The organism is Chitinophaga sp., assembly GCF_039596155.1.
Taxonomy (GTDB): Bacteria; Bacteroidota; Bacteroidia; order Chitinophagales; family Chitinophagaceae; genus Chitinophaga.
In genome coordinates, this window is sequence record NZ_JBCNKF010000013.1 from 84,524 (window position 1) to 102,199 (window position 17,676).

The following is a 17,676-nucleotide window of genomic DNA, read 5'->3' on the forward strand; positions in this document are numbered from 1 at the left end:
TATGCGCTACATACTTTGCCTGATCTGCCTGTTTGCCATTACGCAGCAAAAGATCTTTGCCCAGGATGCAAAAAAGCAGGGCATTCATGGCACCGTCGTTAACGAATTCAGTGAGCCTATGACCGGTGTAAAGGTCATGGTAAAAGATACAAAGCAAACCATATTTACTGATGCAAATGGTGAATTTAACATAGATACGCCTCCTGGTACAGTGCTGGTGTTTTCATATAAAGACTACTATACCCGGGAGCTGAATGCTACGCCGGCAATGACTGTGCAGTTGACTGACGCTTTCTTACAATCTCCCCGGCAGGTAGATATGCTGTATGAAAGAGTAGACCGGGCGAAAGTATTGGGAGCTGTGTCTACGATCTATACCAAACAGCTCACCACAACGCCCGCATCTTTATATGTGTATGCTTTCCCTGGCCAGCTTTCAGGTGTGTATACCAAACAGAATAGCGGTTTTACTTCTTTTAATATCAGCGATATCTCTTCTTCTGCCGTGATTGGACAAACACTTGTCAACGCCTCTTCCAATAACAACCGCTCTACTGATAACGCTGAAATCGGCCTGAGTGTCCGTGGACAGGCACCGGTTACTGTGATCGATGGTGTTCAAAGGGAAATTTCTTCCATTGATCCGGAATCTATTGAATCCATTTCTATCCTGAAAGATGGTTTGTCTACTTTGTTATTAGGTAATAATAGCTCCCGTCCGGTGATGCTGGTGACCACGAGAAGGGGAGAGATGGGCCGTCCGCATATTACCTTCACGGCACAAACAGGTATGCAGCAGTCCTTGGGGTTACCCAAACCCCTGCCTGCTTATCAATATGCTTACCTGCTGAATGAAACGTTGATGAATGATGGCAAACCTGCTTTATACAGCGCTGATGATTTCAATGCTTATAAGCATCATACTGATCCGTATGGTCATCCGGATATTAACTGGTTCAAGACAATCTTAAAGGACTATACACCGATTTCCAACTATAAGTTGAATGTGAACGGAGGAAGCAATGTAGCACGTTATTCTGTATCTCTCAGCTATTTTGATCAGGAGGGAATTTTCAAAACAAGTCCCGCTGTGCCTTATAGTACCAACAATAGTCTGAAGCGCTATGTGATTAATTCCGATATCGGTGTGCAGGTCAACCAGCACCTCAACGTTGATCTGCAATTGTTCGGACGTGTACAAAATACCCGTGAGCCGGGTAATGATTACAATAGCGTGTTGAATGCCTTGTTCTCCACGCCTAATAATGCCTATCCGATGTACAACCGTAACGGTACTTTTGGCGGGAACAACATTGGTGGTAATGGGGGACCTTACAGTAACAACCTGCTGTCCAGAGCACAGTTTTCTGGATATACACAAAACAATACCAACGACATCCTGGCTAATTTAGATCTGAATTATGACCTGAATAGTGTGCTGAAGGGGTTGACTTTTAAAATTAAAGGCAATCTGGCCTACCAGTCAATTACAGCGTTGGATAGAAGTTTACAGAATCCCTCTTATGGTTATATAGATAGTGCCTATGTGATTTATGGGACTACTACGTCACAGAATAACTCTTTCCATACCGTATTTACCTCCCGCCAGTCGTATGCGCAGGGAAGTCTGAACTACAACCGGAGCTTTGAAAAAAGCGATATAGACGCACAGTTGATGTACGATCGTAAGTCAATCGTAGCGAACTACGACCTGGCTTCCACTACAACGAATGCTGGCGGTAGAATAGGGTATGACTACAGGAAGAAATACTTTGTGAATGCTACCCTGATCGGTAGTAGTAACAACCGGTATCCTGATGGTAAGCGCTGGGGACTGTTTTACGGTGCTGGCCTGGGATGGGAGATGGCGAATGAAGATTTCATTAAAGATAACCTGCCGTGGATCAGCAGCTGGAAATGGCGGGCCACTTATGCCAGGACGGGGAACGCCAATATAGATCTGAACTCATCCCTATACTATGCTTATTCTCAAACTTATTCTTCCAATAACAACGGGAAGAACTACCAGGTAGGTACAGGTTATACAACTGTGTATTACCAATATGAAGGTACTCTCGCTAATCCTTACATCACCTGGGAAAAAGCGAACAAGTTTGATGTAGGTACCGACATTTCTTTCTTCCGGAATCATTTGCAGCTCGCGGCAGACTACTATCATGATGTGTATTTGGATATCCTCGGTTATCGGGGTAATTCAATCGCTTTGCTCGGTACAGGATATCCACTGGAGAACATTGGAAAAAATCAGTATCATGGTTTTGAAGTAACACTCACCTACAATAATCACCTCGGCAATTTTAATTACTTCGTTACGACCAATGGTAACCTCGCTTATTCCAAAATCCTCTTCAATGATGAACTGGCTACCCCTTATGCCTGGAACAGGAGAACAGGGTTACCGGTATCTGGCACCTACTATGGTTATACCTCACTGGGACTGTACCAGACTGCGGAAGATGCAGCCAGCAGTGCACACATCGCTGGGTATAACCCACAACCGGGTGATATCAAATATAAAGACCTGAATGGAGATGGAGTGATTGATGCCTTTGATCAGTCTACCATTGGGGGGACTAAGCCATTGGCGTTCTTCGGGATCACACTGGGCGGTAATTACAAAGGATTCAATGTTAGTTTCCTGATACAGGGTGTCGGCAACCGGCAGATCAGCTCTTTGAACAATGCGGCTACTCACTTTGGTATGGATTATAACACCATCAATGGTCAGGTGTATGAAAATGCCACTGGTCGCTGGACTCCCGAAACCGCCGGTGAAGCAACGTTGTCAAGACTGGCAGTATCCTCTACTACTAACAATACAATGTTCTCGACTTTCTACCTGAAAAATGGCAACTATGTGCGGCTTAAGAATGCAGAGATCGGCTATTCACTGCCCTATAGTTTATTGAAGAGGATCCGTATTTCCGGGCTGAAGATCTTCGTAGATGGAGAGAACCTCTTCACCATTGCAGGATTTAAAGGCATGGACCCGGAGGTACAACCATACAGCTATCCTATTCAAAGGGTCGTAAGCACAGGGGTAAGTATTAAGTTATAAAAAGAGATTGAGCCATGAAAAAATATATACATAGTATACTGCTGATAGCGGCGATTGTAGGTAGCTGTAAAAAGTACGAGCAGTTTCCGGTAGATAAAGTGACGGGCAATTATGTCTTCGATCCGCTGGATTCTGCAGGCGTGAATGCACAATCTTACCTGTATGGCATATATGCCATTGTAAAGAACGGACATAATCGTGTGGGGGGAGATTACCTCGATGCAGCGGCTGATGATGCGGTGTCTTCACAGACGGGGAGCAATATTCCGGTGACCCTGCTGGCCACGAACGCAGTCACCTCCTTCAATTTTCCGGGAGCAGAGAATTTCTGGGAAGGGACGAATCTCTCGCAGGCGCCCACCAGTTCCGGTGTACCCGATGCGTTTTGGGCAGGGATCCGAAATGCGAATATCTTCATTAATGGGATTGGCGTAGTACCTGTAAAAGGTGGTTTATCTAATGGTACTACTACTGCACAGGTATGGAGAAGTGAGGCGCGTTTTCTCCGGGCTTATTTTTACTTCGAGCTGGTAAGACGATATGGTGGTGTTCCACTGTTAGGCGACAAGGTATATAACATTGAAGATAATCTGGATATTCCACGGAACACCTTTGCAGATTGCATTACCTATATCGTGAGTGAGTGTGATGCCATCAAAGATAGTCTGATTGCTGCACCTGCTGCCGATGCAGATAACTACCGGGCGACAAAAGGGGCTGCATTGGCATTGAAAGCGAGAACATTGTTACTGGCAGCCAGTCCGCTGTTCAATGGTGGTAATGTGGAGAATGGTAACGCGCTGACAGGATATACGAATTACGACGTGAACCGCTGGACGCTGGCGGCCCAGGCAGCACAGGATGTGATGAACCTGGGTGTTTATTCCCTGTTACCTTCTTTTAAACACATCTTCCTGGATCAGAATAACGCAGAGAGAATATTTATCCGCCCGGGCAATAACTCTACCGGGATTGAAACAAGAAATGGTCCTATTGGTTTTCAGGCCGGTGGTACAGGCAACACCAGTCCTACACAGGAACTCGTCAATGCATTCCCTATGCAGAACGGATTGCCGATTACAGATCCTGCATCCGGTTACCTTGCTGGCGATCCTTACAGTTTGCTGAATCCTGTAAAACGTGATCCACGGTTCGACGCGACCATCTTTTACAATGGTGCGGTCTGGTTAAGCAGTACTGTCGATACCTACGACGGAGGTAAGAGCAGACCTAATTCTTCTTTACAGCAAACGGAGAGCGGGTATTACATGCGCAAATTCATGGGTGATTTTGAAGGCGCCAGTACTTATAGTAACCACTCTTCAGACTGGATTGTGATGCGGTATGCAGAGATCCTGTTAGGTTATGCGGAAGCCCGGAATGAAGTGGAATCCGCACCGCAGTCAGACGTCTATCAGCAATTATACGCCATCAGGGCAAGGGCAGGAATTGCAGCCGGAGATGATGGCAGCTATGGTCTTAAACCGAATATGACGCAGGCAGAAATGAGGGCTGTGATACAGAATGAATGGAGAATAGAGTTTGCCTTCGAAGAGCATCGTTATTTTGATGTTCGCCGCTGGAAAGTAGCGGGTACTGTCATGAATCAGCCACGTACGGGGATCTCTATCGTAAAGAATGGCGTGTCCTATACTTATAATACGCAAACGATACTGACCACGGTGTTTAAGGACAAGCAGTACCTGTATCCTATTCCTTACAATGAAGTGGCAAAGAACCCGGCTATGAAACAAAATCCGGGATGGTAAGCGACTCAATTCTTAAAATTTACAAACAATCAGATATGCGGAAAATAATACTGCTGATTTGTATAATAATAAATTTACTCCCCGGGGCTTTGCTGGCGCAGCAACGGGTAGTATCCGGCGCAGTGCGGGATATACAGGGCCCACTGCCGGGGGTGACAGTGGCAGAAAAGGGTGTGCCCACAAATGGGGTGATCACTGATGCGGGAGGTAGATTCAAACTCACGTTAAAAGGCTCGTCTAACGTGCTTGTATTTCGCTACCTGGGGTATGTGACCCGGGAGTTGAATGTGGCAGGTAAGGCTGATGGGATCGATGTTTCCCTGGCATCAGATAATCAGGCGTTGGATGAGGTAGTCGTAGTAGGATATGGTAAAACGACCCGTATCACCACTACCGGTTCTGTGAGTACCATCAATGCTGCCGAGATCAGGAATGTACCTACTGCAAATGTGCAGAATGCACTGTCTGGCAGGTTACCCGGTTTCTTTTCACAACAATCTTCCGGACAGCCGGGTAAAGATGCTTCTGATTTTTATATTCGTGGGGTGAGTTCGCTGAACCCTGCCGGTAATAAACCGCTGATCATTGTAGATGATGTGGAGTATACCTACGACCAGCTACAACAGATTAACGTGAACGAGATTGCTTCTATCTCCGTACTGAAGGATGCCAGTACAACCGCCATCTATGGTATCAAGGGAGCGAATGGGGTATTGGTAGTCTCCACACGCCGTGGTAAGTTGGGCAAACCGCAGATCAATGTAAGGGTAGAAGGCGGCACCCAGACCCCTACCAAGATTCCTAAATTCCTGAACGCTTATGAATCCGCACGCCTCATTAACCAGGCAGATGCCAATGATGGTCTCACAGCCGAGTTCACGCAGCAGGACCTCGAGCAGTTTAAAGATCACTCCGATCCATACGGGCACCCGGATGTAAACTGGTATGATGCCATCTTCAGGCAATTCAGTTTTCAGCAAAATACGAATCTCGATATCTCTGGTGGAAATGAAACCGTAAAGTACTTCATTTCAGGCGGTGCGATGAACCAGAATGGCCTGGTGCGCAGTTTCCCTGACCCGCGCGGAACGGTGAACACGAACTACAACTTTAAGCGATATAACTTCAGGTCTAACCTGGACTTAAGAGCCAATAAGACGTTGACCATGCGACTGGACGTAACTACCCGTTTCTCTACGACAAATTCTCCGAACCTTTCTGCGAACAGTGCACTGTCTGAAGTATTTGACTTCAGCAGGCTGACACCCTTTACAGCACCGTTCCTGAATCCTGATGGTTCTTATGCTTATGCATATTCCCGTTTCAATACAGCGCATTTGCCAACCCTGAATGCCAGACTGGCTACGGGTGGCTATCAGAATGCAAAGCGCACGGATTATAATATCGTATTCAATGCAACCCAGCAGCTGAATAAAATTACTGATGGTCTGTCTGTCAGTGCGCGTATTGCGTATAGCAGCCAGGAGCAGTATACAAGAGGTACAGGCAATTTTGGTCCTATTCCATCTTATCATTACAATCCTACCGATAAGTCTTATACCCTGAATCCGGCAGGTACGTATGTGTTCCCTAATATCTATTATTCAGGCAATACCAATATTTACACGACCAATGTCAATTTACAGTTCTTCTCTAACTATGACCGCACTTTTAGTCAGAAGCACCATGTGACAGGCTTGTTATTACTGAACCAGCAATCACAGACCTTCGATGCATATGATTTTCTGGATCCGGCATCAGTGGGTGTTCCCGCAAAGTTTCAGGGGGTATCTGCGTCCGCAAATTATGAATACGACGGGAAATACCTGGTGGATCTGAAAGCCGCTTACAACGGAACAGACAGGTTTGCAGCCAGCCACCGGTTTGGGTTATTCCCGGCGATTGGCCTGGGCTATAATTTGTCAGGCGAGAAATTTTTTAAGGAAGCATTTCCTGTATTTGGATTGTTCAAGATCCGTGGCTCATATGGTATAGTAGGCTCTGATGTGGCGCCTAATAACCGATATATCTATGCACAGAATTATATACAGAACCAGGCGAGTTATCCGTTTGGCGAATCACCTTCCAATTATACCATGTTCTACGAAGGTAACCTGGCGAACAGCAATGTGGTTTGGGAGAAACAAAGAGAAACCAACCTGGCTCTCGATATCAATATGCTGAAGAATAACCGGCTCTCTGCTACTATCGAGGTCTTCAGGAATATCCGTTATGATCAGCTGATTGTACCTAACAACGTACCGGATATTATTGGGGTGGGACTCCCAGCTGTAAATGTAGGCCGTACGCAGAACCAGGGTTTTGACGGTCAGATCGGTTATCATAGTAGTATCGGTAATGTACAGTGGGGTACCAGTTTTGTATTCTCTTATGCAAAGAATAAGATCCTCTACCAGAGTGAGGCATCTCCGGCCTATCCATGGTTAGCACATACCGGCAAACCTTTGAACCAGCCATTCGGTTATCATTCATTAGGTTATTATACACAGGAGGATATTGATAATGTAAACACTTATATGGCGTCTAACGGTGGCAGCAATGCAGGTAATAAGCATGTGGCAATACCGGATAATGGGTTACCACTACATGCAGGTGATCTGAAATACCAGGACCTGAACGGAGATGGTTTTATCAATGTATTTGACCAGCGTGCGATCGGTCATCCGAATTTACCGAATACCAACCTCGGTCTGAACCTGCAGGCGTCTTACAAAGGGTTTAGTGTAAGTGTGTTGTTGCAGGGCTCGTTCAACTACAGCTTTATCATTACCGGTACTGGTATAGAACCGTTTATTGGTCAGTTCCAGCCGGTGCATCTGGAGGCCTGGACACTGGAGACGGCGGGTAGCGCTAAGTATCCAAGACTTACGACAAATAAATCATCTGTAAATAGTCCTACCTATTATCCATCTGATTACTGGTTAGTGAATGCTCATTACATCCGTCTGAAAACAGTGGATCTGGGCTATCAGTTCCCTACGAAAATGCTGCCTTTCAAACTGAACAGTGCGCGGGTATATGTCAGTGCTTACAACCTGTTTACCTGGGATAACTACCGGAAGTATCAGCAGGATCCCGAGATCAGTACAAATACGGCAGGAGATGCGTATATTAATCAGCGCGTAGTGAACCTGGGTTTACAATTAAGTCTATAAGCATATGTTTCCTACTATCGGAGATCTTATCAGCTACCTGTTCCACGTTCAGGTGAAGTTCAATCTTCAGACATTCGGTACATGTATGGCCCTGGCTTTTGCCGGGGCCTACGTGGTATTTGTGTCAGAGTTTAAAAGGCGGGAGAAGGATGGCACGATCGTGGGGATACAGGTGAAAAATGCCGGTAAACCGGTGGAAGTAATAGTGAATGCGTGTATAGGATTTTTGATAGGGTACAAGGTTGTTGCAATTGTATGGGCGCTTTTTCAGGGTCATGATCCGGTGTCCTTACTTTTTTCTTTGCGTGGCAACTGGATAGCAGGTTGTCTTTTGGCGCTGGTATGGGGAATATGGGCGTATGTCTCCAAACAGGAGATGACAGCCACCGTTATTCATCCATACCAGCTGATGCCATATATCGTATTTATGGTGGCGGTATGGGGCTTCCTGGGCGCTAAATTGTTTGATGCTGTGGAGCATTTCCAGGAGCTGATGTATGATCCGGTTACTGTACTATTTGCACGTAGTGGCTTTACCTATTACGGCGGTTTGATATTCGGGGCATTGACCTATCTCTATATCGGATACCGGCACAAAATTAAGCTGATCCATATGGCGGATATCGGCTCACCGGGTATGATGCTGGCGTATGGAATCGGGCGGATAGGTTGTCAGTTGTCAGGTGATGGAGACTGGGGCATTGTAAACAGGCATATAAAACCCGATTGGATACCCCAATGGGCATGGGTAGATACTTACCCCCACAATGCCATCAATGCGGGTATATTTAAACATGGGTATTACGAACTGCCTGTAGGTGTTTATCCAACACCTTTATATGAAGCGGTGTTGTGTATTTTGTTATTTGGGGTAATGTGGCTTTTTAGAAAACGGCTTCGTGCACCGGGATCGATGTTTTTTTTATTTTTACTCTTAAACGGCATTGAACGTTATTACATCGAAATAATAAGAATAACGCCCAAATATACGCTCTTCCAGCTGAGCCAGGCGCAGATGATCGCCTTACTTTTTATGGCCGGAGGGGTTGCCGGATTTGTTTGGTTAACGGGTAGGGCTTATTTTTCACCTGCAAAAGAAATTCCATAGTTATGAAGAGATGGCTGTTGATGCTCTCAGGTCTGTTACTGCATTTCAATTTACAGGCACAATACAAGGTAGAAGAGGCTCCTGAATGGTCCGCGCGTTTCATCAGGAATAATGGCTGGTTTGGTGGCGATGGTATTTATTCCATTCCGTTCAACGGCGTGGAGAATCGCCGATCAGATAGTCTGCTCTTCATCTTCAGCGACTCTATGATTGGCACCATTGAGAATGACTCATTGCAACCGGGTTCCCGCATGATCCACAATAGTGTGGCTATCTGGAATGGGAAAGAGATGAAGTTCTACTGGCCGGAGAATGAGTCGCATGAGGCTGTTTCTGTATTCGAACCATCCACACCGCTTACAGCGCAAAATGATTACTACTGGCTGGGTGATGGTTTTGTGAACCAGGAACAGGACAACGCACTGTATATATTTGGTTATCGTATTCACAATGTATCGCAGGAAGCCTTCGGTTTCAGGGAGGTGGGCAATACCTTAATAAAGATCAGCAGGGGAACCGCACCTCCATTTACGAGATACGAACAAAAGGATACTCCTTTCTTTTTTACAGACACAGATGGTCAGATCGGTTCATTCGGTGCCGGTATTTACGTAAACACCAGGAAGGCAGGCGCCCCGGCACCCGATGGCTATGTGTACATCTACGGGGTGCATGGCATGGGTAAGGGCCTGGTGGTAGCCAGGGTGAAACCCGCGGAATTCGATCATTTTGAGCAGTGGCGTTTTTATGATGGAACGGCGTGGGTTAAAGAGATGAATAAAGTGGCAGATGTGACAGACAAGGTATCGAATGAATTGAGTGTATCCCCGTTGCCAGATGGTACATATGCCCTCATTTTCCAGGAAGGAGGATTGGGTACGAGTATCGGCATGCGGGTGGGTACAACACCTGTCGGCCCTTTCGGACCTGTGATCAGGCTCTGGGATTGTAGTAAGGACGCAGAAGAAAAGACCTATGTAATGTACAATGCCAAAGCCCATCCGGGTATTTCTGCTCCCGGTGAATTACTGATCAGTTATAATGTTAACTCCGTTGAGTTTTTTAACGATTTACAAAAACATCCACATTTATATCGTCCACGGTTTCTCAGACTTAAACTAACTCATTGATGAAGCAATTATTATTCGCCTTGTTCTTTTGTACTGGTGCTATCCTGCCGGGCAGGAGCCAGGTCAGTTATGTAAATACAAGGCAGGGAACCAATAGTAAGTACGAATTTTCTTATGGGAATACCTATCCGGCTACCGCTCTGCCTTTGGGCATGCATACCTGGACGCCGCAGACGGGGAAGAATGGTGATGGCTGGAAATACCAGTATTTTGTACACTCCATCAGAGGATTTCAGCAATCTCACCAGTGTAGCTCCTGGGTGAATGATTATGCAGTATTCTCTCTTTTTCCCGAGGCAGACAAACTGGTGGTAAATGAAGATGAGCGTGCCGCTGTCTTTAAACATGAAAATGAAATAGCACAACCCGGCTACTATAAGGTAACTTTTGATAATGGTATTAAGACCGAGCTTTCACCGACAGAGCGGGGGGCGCATTTCCGGTTTACCTTTCCTTCTAAGAAAGCCATCATCGTATTGGATGGGTATACAAAAATGAGTGGCGTAAAGATCGACGTAGCAAATCGTAAGATCACCGGCTATGTCAATAATGTGAGGTGGGCCCCACAGCACTTCCGTAATTATTTCGAGATCATTTTTGATAAGCCATTCAGGTCTTATGGCACATGGGAAAATAAGAATAACACGGTGCAGGCAAATGTTCCGGCAGCAGAAGGTGAAGGCGTGGGGGCATACATTGACTTTGGCAATGCGAAGCTGGTAACGGCAAAAGTTGCATCTTCCTATATCAGTCCTGAACAGGCTTCGCTCACGTTGCAGCGGGAAGTGACCGGGTCATTTGATGCTACCCATGCGGCTGCAGATAAGGTTTGGAATACCCTGCTCTCAAGGATGAAGGTAGAAGGAGGTACAGAAGCGCAAAAAGCCACCTTTTATTCCTGTTTATATCGCGCCAACCTCTTCCCGCATCAGTTCTTTGAATATGATAAGGAGGGGAATCCTTATTACTTCAGCCCCTATGATGGCAAAGTGCACCAGGGATACATGTATACCGACAATGGTTTCTGGGATACCTTCAGAGGTCAGTTTCCTTTGAATACGATCATGCATCCCACCATGGAGGGGCGTTATGCACAGGCATTGCTGGATGCACAGGAGCAGTGCGGCTGGTTCCCCGCCTGGTCATTCCCGGGAGAGACCGGGGGAATGTTAGGCAACCATGCTATCTCATTACTGGCAGATGCCTGGGCAAAAGGTATTCGCACCTTCGATCCACAACGTGCCTTGAAGGCTTACTTACACGAGGCAACAAACAAAGGACCCTGGGGGAGTGCCAACGGCAGACCGGGTTTTAAAGCATATTATGAATTAGGTTATTGCCCTTATTCAGAAAAAAACTTAGGCGCCACTTCGTGGACACTGGAGTTTGCTTACGATGATTTTTGCGGGTACCAGTTAGCGAAGATGACCAATCAACCGTTCTATGAAAACGTATTTAGCCGGCAGATGTATAATTACAAAAACCTGTATGACCCTGTTACAGGCTTTATGCGGGCAAGAGATGAAGAAGGTCAGTGGATGACCCCCTTTGATCCTTTGGATTGGGGTGGACCTTATACAGAAGGGAATGCGTGGCACTGGACATGGTCAGTATTCCATGATGTGCAGGGATTGATCAATTTAATGGGGGGAGACCAGCAGTTTACGAATAAAATTGACTCCGTATTCAGCATACCGGGCACGATCAAAGTGGGCGGTTATGGACAGGTGATCCATGAAATGACAGAAATGGCGGCATTCAAAATGGGCCAGTATGCGCAGGGAAATGAACCGATTCAACACCTGGTATACCTGTATAATTATGCCGGCCAGCCCTGGAAGTCCCAGTGGCATGTAAGGCAGATCATGCAGAACATGTATAATGCTACTGAGAATGGGTATCCGGGCGATGAAGATCAGGGCCAGATGTCATCCTGGTATGTGCTGAGTGCAGCAGGTTTTTATAGTGTATGCCCCGGTACTGATCAATATGTAATAGGTAGTCCCCTGTTTCCTAAGATGACCATTACGCTGGAAAACGGGCGCCAGTTTATAGTAGAGGCGGAGAATAACAGTAAGGAGAATGTATACATCCAGTCAGCGACATTGAATGGAATACCTTACGGGCATAACTATATCGCACATGCGGCAATTATGAACGGGGGTGTCCTGCATTTAGTAATGGGGCCTCAACCTGATTTGAAACGGGGCATTCATGTGGCAGACAAGCCCTTTTCCGTCTCTTCTGCAAAGGATTGGGTATTGGGCCCATTTACCCGTCCTGCGGGCGTAAATCCCCTGATAAGCCCTGATTCAACAACCTCTTTCCGGGACCCTATGACGGGGCAGCTGGTGGGCTGGGAGTCGAATGATACTTTCAATCCTGCGGCTGTAATGAAAGATGGGAAGATCTGTATCCTGTATCGCGCGGAAGATCGCTCCGGTGTGGGCATCGGGATGCGTACATCACGCATAGGTCTGGCAACCAGCGAGGATGGGGTGACTATTACAAACAGGTCCAGGCAGCCGGTCTTATTTCCTGACAATGACAATGCGAAGGAGTTTGAATGGAAAGGTGGCTGTGAAGATCCCCGTGTCGCAGTGACCGCGGATGGTACCTACCTGGTATTATATACAGAATGGAATAACAAGGTGCCCCGCCTGGGAGCTGCGTTATCCAGGGACCTGGTCCACTGGGAGAAGAAAGGCCCCATATTTAAAGGGGCATTCCGGGATATTGCTTCCAAATCAGCATCTATTCTCACAGAAGTAGATAACGGACAGCTTGTCATTTCTAAAATAAATGGTAAGTATTGGATGTATTGGGGCGAGCACCATGTATACGCCGCCACTTCTGATAACCTCTATGAATGGACACCGCTGACGACGCAGGATGGCAAACTGAAAGAGCTGATGTCTCCAAGAAGGGGATATTTTGATAGTGACCTGACAGAATGTGGCCCTCCGGCAGTAAAGACCCCTCGGGGTATAGTGCTGCTGTACAATGGCAAGAACAATGCGACCCGTGGCGACAAGCGGTATACAGCGAACACTTATGCTGCAGGACAGGCATTGTTTGACCTGCATGATCCCGGGCAACTGCTGGACCGGTTGGATCAGCCTTTCCTTGTGCCGCAGGAGGCTTTTGAAAAGAGTGGACAATACCCGGCGGGTACAGTTTTTATAGAAGGACTTGTGTTATTCAGGAATAAATGGTTCCTTTATTACGGCTGTGCAGATTCGAGAGTAGCTGTGGCAGTCGCCGGTAAAAAGGAATAATAATGCGCGGTAAACCAAATTTCACGGAAAGAAAATACCTGACTGTTTTTTTATTTGTGACCTCCCTGTTTTTCTGCTGGGGAGTAGCACTCACGCTAGGGGATGTATTAAACCGGCATTTTCAGCATGTGCTGCATATTTCAAAGTCACGATCCGGGTTGGTACAGTTATCCCTTTTTGGCGCTTATGCGGTGATGGGTATACCAGCGGGTATTTTCATGAAGCGGTTTGGTTACAAGCGGGGAATTTTACTGGGTTTATTGTTGTACGCATTAGGGGCATTTTTATTTATTCCGGCGGCAGAAGCGGTTTCTTTTAATTATTTCAGGTTAGCATTATTCGTGCTGGCTTGTGGTCTGGCTACACTGGAGACGGTGGCACATCCGTTGATCGCAGCATTGGGAGATCAGCGCACCAGCGATCAGCGAATTAATTTCGCCCAGTCATTCAATGGGCTGGGAGGGGTGATAGGCCCTGCCCTGGGTAGTTATGTAATACTGAAGGCATCCAACGATTTACTGGCGGTGCGGGATCTGTATATGGCAATAGGAGGGGTGATAGCTCTGTTGGGCATAGTGTTCTTATTTATTCGCCTGCCTCGTGTGCAGTATGCTACCCATGAAGAACCAGGGGAGGCGAAGCCACTGGTCAGACAAAAGCATTTTGTGTTTGCGGCGGTAGCACAGTTTTTTAATACGGCAGCACAGGGAGGTACCTGGGCTTATTTTATCAACTATGGTCATGATGTGATGGGATTGAGTGATGAGAAAGCAGGTTATTTTTTTTCTCTGAGTATGCTCCTGCTGATGGTAGGTCGCTTTGCAGGGACTGGTTTGATGAGAGTGATCCCGCCTTATAAGTTACTGGCTTTGTTTGCAGGAATGAATATCCTGATGTGTGTAATCGTTGCGCAGCAGTGGAACTGGATATCGTTTATAGCCCTGTTAATGATCAATTTCTTTTTCAGTATAATGTTCCCTACCATCTTCAGCCTGGGGTTGAAGAACCTGGGAAAGCACACGCAGCAGGCTTCATCGTTCATTGTGATGGGCGTGGTAGGCGGGGGGATCTTTCCTCCTTTGATGGGATTGATTGCCAATCATAATGTAGCCGCGGCCTACTATCTGCCTGTCATTTGTTATATCATTATCTTATTATTCGGCTATAATTATCCACGGCTGGCGAAAGGGTAATGTGAAAGTTTGGAAAAATTCCGATACCGGGCATCGCTTTACAGCAGAAATGCCTTTATTTTTGATCTTAAATAACCACTTGTGAAGAAATTAAGAATCAAGGATATTGCTAATGACCTGAATATCTCCAAGACAGCGGTCTCTTTTATCCTGAACGGGAAGGCGGAGGAAAAGCGGATCAGTGATGAGCTGGTGGAGCGGGTAGAGAAATATATCCGGGAGGTAGGTTATCGGCCAAGTCCTATTGCCCGGGGTTTGAGAACGGGTAAATCGAATATCATTGGTTTGATGGTAGAGAGCATTTCTGACCCATTCTTTGCGACCATAGCCCGTTTAATTGAAAACGAAGCTTATAAGGAAGGATACAGGATCATCTATTGTAGCACGGACAATGACACTGAGAAAACGAAGGAACTGATCAATGTACTGAAAGACCGGAACGTAGATGGTTATATTATTTCCCCTCCACCTGGTGTAGAGAAGGAAGTGAACGAGCTCATAAAGGCAGGGATGCCGGTGGTCATGTTTGATCGTTATCTGCCGAAGGTAAAGACAGATTATGTGGTGATTGACAATGAGCCAAGTGCGGAGAGTGCTACCAGTTACCTGATTAAGCAGGGATATAGCAATATTGGGTTTATTACCTTTTCTTCCTCGCTCACCCAGATGAAGGGACGACTGAAAGGGTATAAAAATGCACTGAAGCAAGAGGGGTTGAAACCGTATGTGCTGGAGATAGATTTCACGCCTGAGGAAAGAGTGATGGTACAAAAGATACGTGAGTTCCTGCAGGCCCATCCAAAGCTGGATGCGGTTTTGTTCGGTGCCATCCAGGCGGGATCATGCGGGCTGAAAGCCATGACACAGTTAAAACTCAAAGTGCCTGATGATCTGGCCGTGATCTCTTTTGACGACCATGACATCTTTGAATTGTTTGCGACACCCGTAACGGCTATTGCGCAGCCAATAGAAAAAATAGCACATAAAGTAATCGGGTTGCTGCTCGACCGGCTGGATGCGGAGAAGGGTGCAGCCGCACCCAGGGAAGTCGTGTTGAAAACAAAAATGAAGATAAGGGGATCTTCTGTGGCGAAGAGTTTAAAAAAGTCCCCGGAGCCTAAATAAGAAGGCTGCTGTGAAGAGAAGACATCTTCATCAATACTTACCCGGGGAAATACTCCCCGGATAAGTCTGATCAAAAGACATTATTTTTTCACATCGGCAAGATCCAGTGTAATAATATTCATTTGTGGTGTCAGCCTGAACGAAGCCTTGTTGGCCGGTTTTGAAAATGTTCCCTTCCTTGCCTGCAGCCTGTATTTCATTCCCTCAAAACTGCATTCAATTTGTTGTGTGCCGATCTTCTGAAAGGGTAACTTCGTTGAAGCTGCCGTCTCCATGTCCAGGTACCAGCCACAAACCTGATCGCTCACCAGTTTGATATTGATGGTCTGCTCACCCAGGTCCATTTCAAGCGAGCCTTTTATGTCTGTCAGTGGCCAGGATACATGTACTGTATTAACGCCGTTCTCTGTAAATTCAGGTGTCCCTCCCGTTAGTAAAGCCTCTTTTCCGTCTATCAGTGCCTTCACTCTTACACCTGCCACCTGGTCTTTATTACTCCATAAATATCCATCCACAACAGGCAGGGTAAAAAATGTGCATTCGTTGGATGTTGCCGTTTGTGTTGTATATATGTCGGGGAACTTTTCGTTAAACAGATGGATGTCCCTGATGCGAAGGTGATTATTTTCCCACAGCATATTGATCCTGTAAAACCGGCTGTTGAACCAGAGTGTTTTCAGGTTGCTGCCTGCTATATCTTTGGTAACTGCAAATGAAGTGGCGGGCGTCACCTTATAATTTTTCCTGAACCACAGGCCTGATTGCTCCAGTGTTTCGACCCTGAGTTTTCCCTCGTTCCGCAACTGGTCTATCAGTGGCATCTGTATATGGAAACCTTTGGCCATAGCGTTCCAGGTAAAAGAGTTCTCTTGTCCGGCCTGTGTATAGTTAAATCCTAATGCTTCATCGCCGGTAAAAGTTTTAAAGAACCAATCTACCCAGGCGGCATCTCCTCCTCCGAAGCGGTATACCGGCTCCAGCGTGATCACGCCCTGTCGTTGTGTGCCCACGCCGTCATCATATTGCCTGACAGGGTCACTTCCCAGCATTCTGAAGATAGGTACCGGTATCTGTGCCTCCGCATGCTGTGCCGGCATGTAAGAGTTGATCTTACTGGGATAATACGCCTGGTTCCAGTAGCCACCCCATAATGTATAACCATCTGTTCCATATTGGTCCTTGCAGTTCGCGGAGGCTAAGATGTGGTATTTCTCATACATGTAATTCAGGCTGTGTGCATCTATAAACCAGGAAGCCACTGATCTGGGGTAGGTGCCAAAGATCTTTTTAAAATCAGCCATGTATACGTCAATCAGTTTCTCTCTTTCTTTCGGTGTGTATCCGGTAGAAAACCCAATGTCAGCATGCCAGTCCCAGGGATAGCGTCCTCTCCATTTTAAACCGGCTTTTTCCACCAGTGGTTGTGGAATTTCCCACCATCCGCCTATTTCGAAAGAATCTTTTGGCAGGCCGGCCAGTAGTTTTTGATACCTGGCATCCATCAGTGCATCGTATTGCAGTAAGAATGTGCCGGGTAGTTTGTATTGCCGCATTATTTCAAGTTGTTTGACCACCGTCTGATACAATACATCCTCTGTAATGCTGGCATCCCGCGGTTCCAGTAGACGAATGAAATTTACGATATTAACGATCTTCGGACCTGGCTTGTAAGCAAAGGAAGATAAGGTGAATAGTAACGCCATGCAGGTGATTGCTGCTATGAAATCTTTTCTGATCTTATTCATTTTATTCTCTTGAATTTGCAATCCTGTTATTTATCCTGTTATAAGTGTGTATGTAAAGTCAACTGAAATACCG

General features: G+C 46.3%; 9 protein-coding genes. 8 read left to right on the forward strand and 1 reads right to left on the reverse strand.

Translation table 11 applies throughout. The features are described from left to right. The first annotated feature begins 1 nt into the window (after window position 1). From ABDW33_RS14475 to ABDW33_RS14510, 8 genes are all read left to right on the forward strand, one after another. On the forward strand, window positions 2–3,079 hold the full coding sequence (locus ABDW33_RS14475) for a SusC/RagA family TonB-linked outer membrane protein (RefSeq protein WP_343690783.1): 3,078 nt from the start codon (window positions 2–4) through the stop codon (window positions 3,077–3,079). A 14-nt stretch (window positions 3,080–3,093) separates the two neighbouring features. Further along, a complete protein-coding gene (locus tag ABDW33_RS14480; protein WP_343690784.1) occupies window positions 3,094–4,848 on the forward strand; it encodes a RagB/SusD family nutrient uptake outer membrane protein in 1,755 nt (584 codons plus the stop codon). Between the two features lie 35 nt (window positions 4,849–4,883). Continuing rightward, the gene (locus ABDW33_RS14485; RefSeq protein ID WP_343690785.1) at window positions 4,884–8,024 is read left to right on the forward strand and encodes a TonB-dependent receptor; all 3,141 of its coding nucleotides are present in this window, start codon (window positions 4,884–4,886) and stop codon (window positions 8,022–8,024) included. 4 nt (window positions 8,025–8,028) lie between these two features. After that, window positions 8,029–9,132 carry a prolipoprotein diacylglyceryl transferase family protein gene (locus tag ABDW33_RS14490; protein ID WP_343690786.1) on the forward strand — a complete coding sequence of 368 codons (1,104 nt, stop codon included), beginning with the start codon at window positions 8,029–8,031 and terminating at the stop codon, window positions 9,130–9,132. 2 nt (window positions 9,133–9,134) lie between these two features. Next, complete coding sequence (locus ABDW33_RS14495) at window positions 9,135–10,262, forward strand: DUF4185 domain-containing protein (RefSeq protein WP_343690787.1); 1,128 nt, start codon at window positions 9,135–9,137, stop codon at window positions 10,260–10,262. After that, a complete protein-coding gene (locus ABDW33_RS14500; RefSeq protein WP_343690788.1) occupies window positions 10,262–13,540 on the forward strand; it encodes a GH92 family glycosyl hydrolase in 3,279 nt (1,092 codons plus the stop codon). The genes ABDW33_RS14495 and ABDW33_RS14500 overlap by 1 nt, the downstream gene beginning before the upstream one ends. A gap of 2 nt (window positions 13,541–13,542) precedes the next feature. Next, window positions 13,543–14,733 carry a sugar MFS transporter gene (locus ABDW33_RS14505; protein ID WP_343690789.1) on the forward strand — a complete coding sequence of 397 codons (1,191 nt, stop codon included), beginning with the start codon at window positions 13,543–13,545 and terminating at the stop codon, window positions 14,731–14,733. A gap of 81 nt (window positions 14,734–14,814) precedes the next feature. Then, window positions 14,815–15,858, forward strand: a complete 1,044-nt coding sequence (locus ABDW33_RS14510) for a substrate-binding domain-containing protein (RefSeq protein WP_343690790.1) — start codon at window positions 14,815–14,817, stop codon at window positions 15,856–15,858. 80 nt (window positions 15,859–15,938) lie between these two features. Here the strand turns inward: ABDW33_RS14510 and ABDW33_RS14515 are convergent, their stop codons facing one another. Then, entirely contained in the window at window positions 15,939–17,603 is a 1,665-nt protein-coding gene (locus tag ABDW33_RS14515; protein ID WP_343690791.1) for a hypothetical protein, read from the reverse strand. Window positions 17,604–17,676 lie beyond the last annotated feature (73 nt).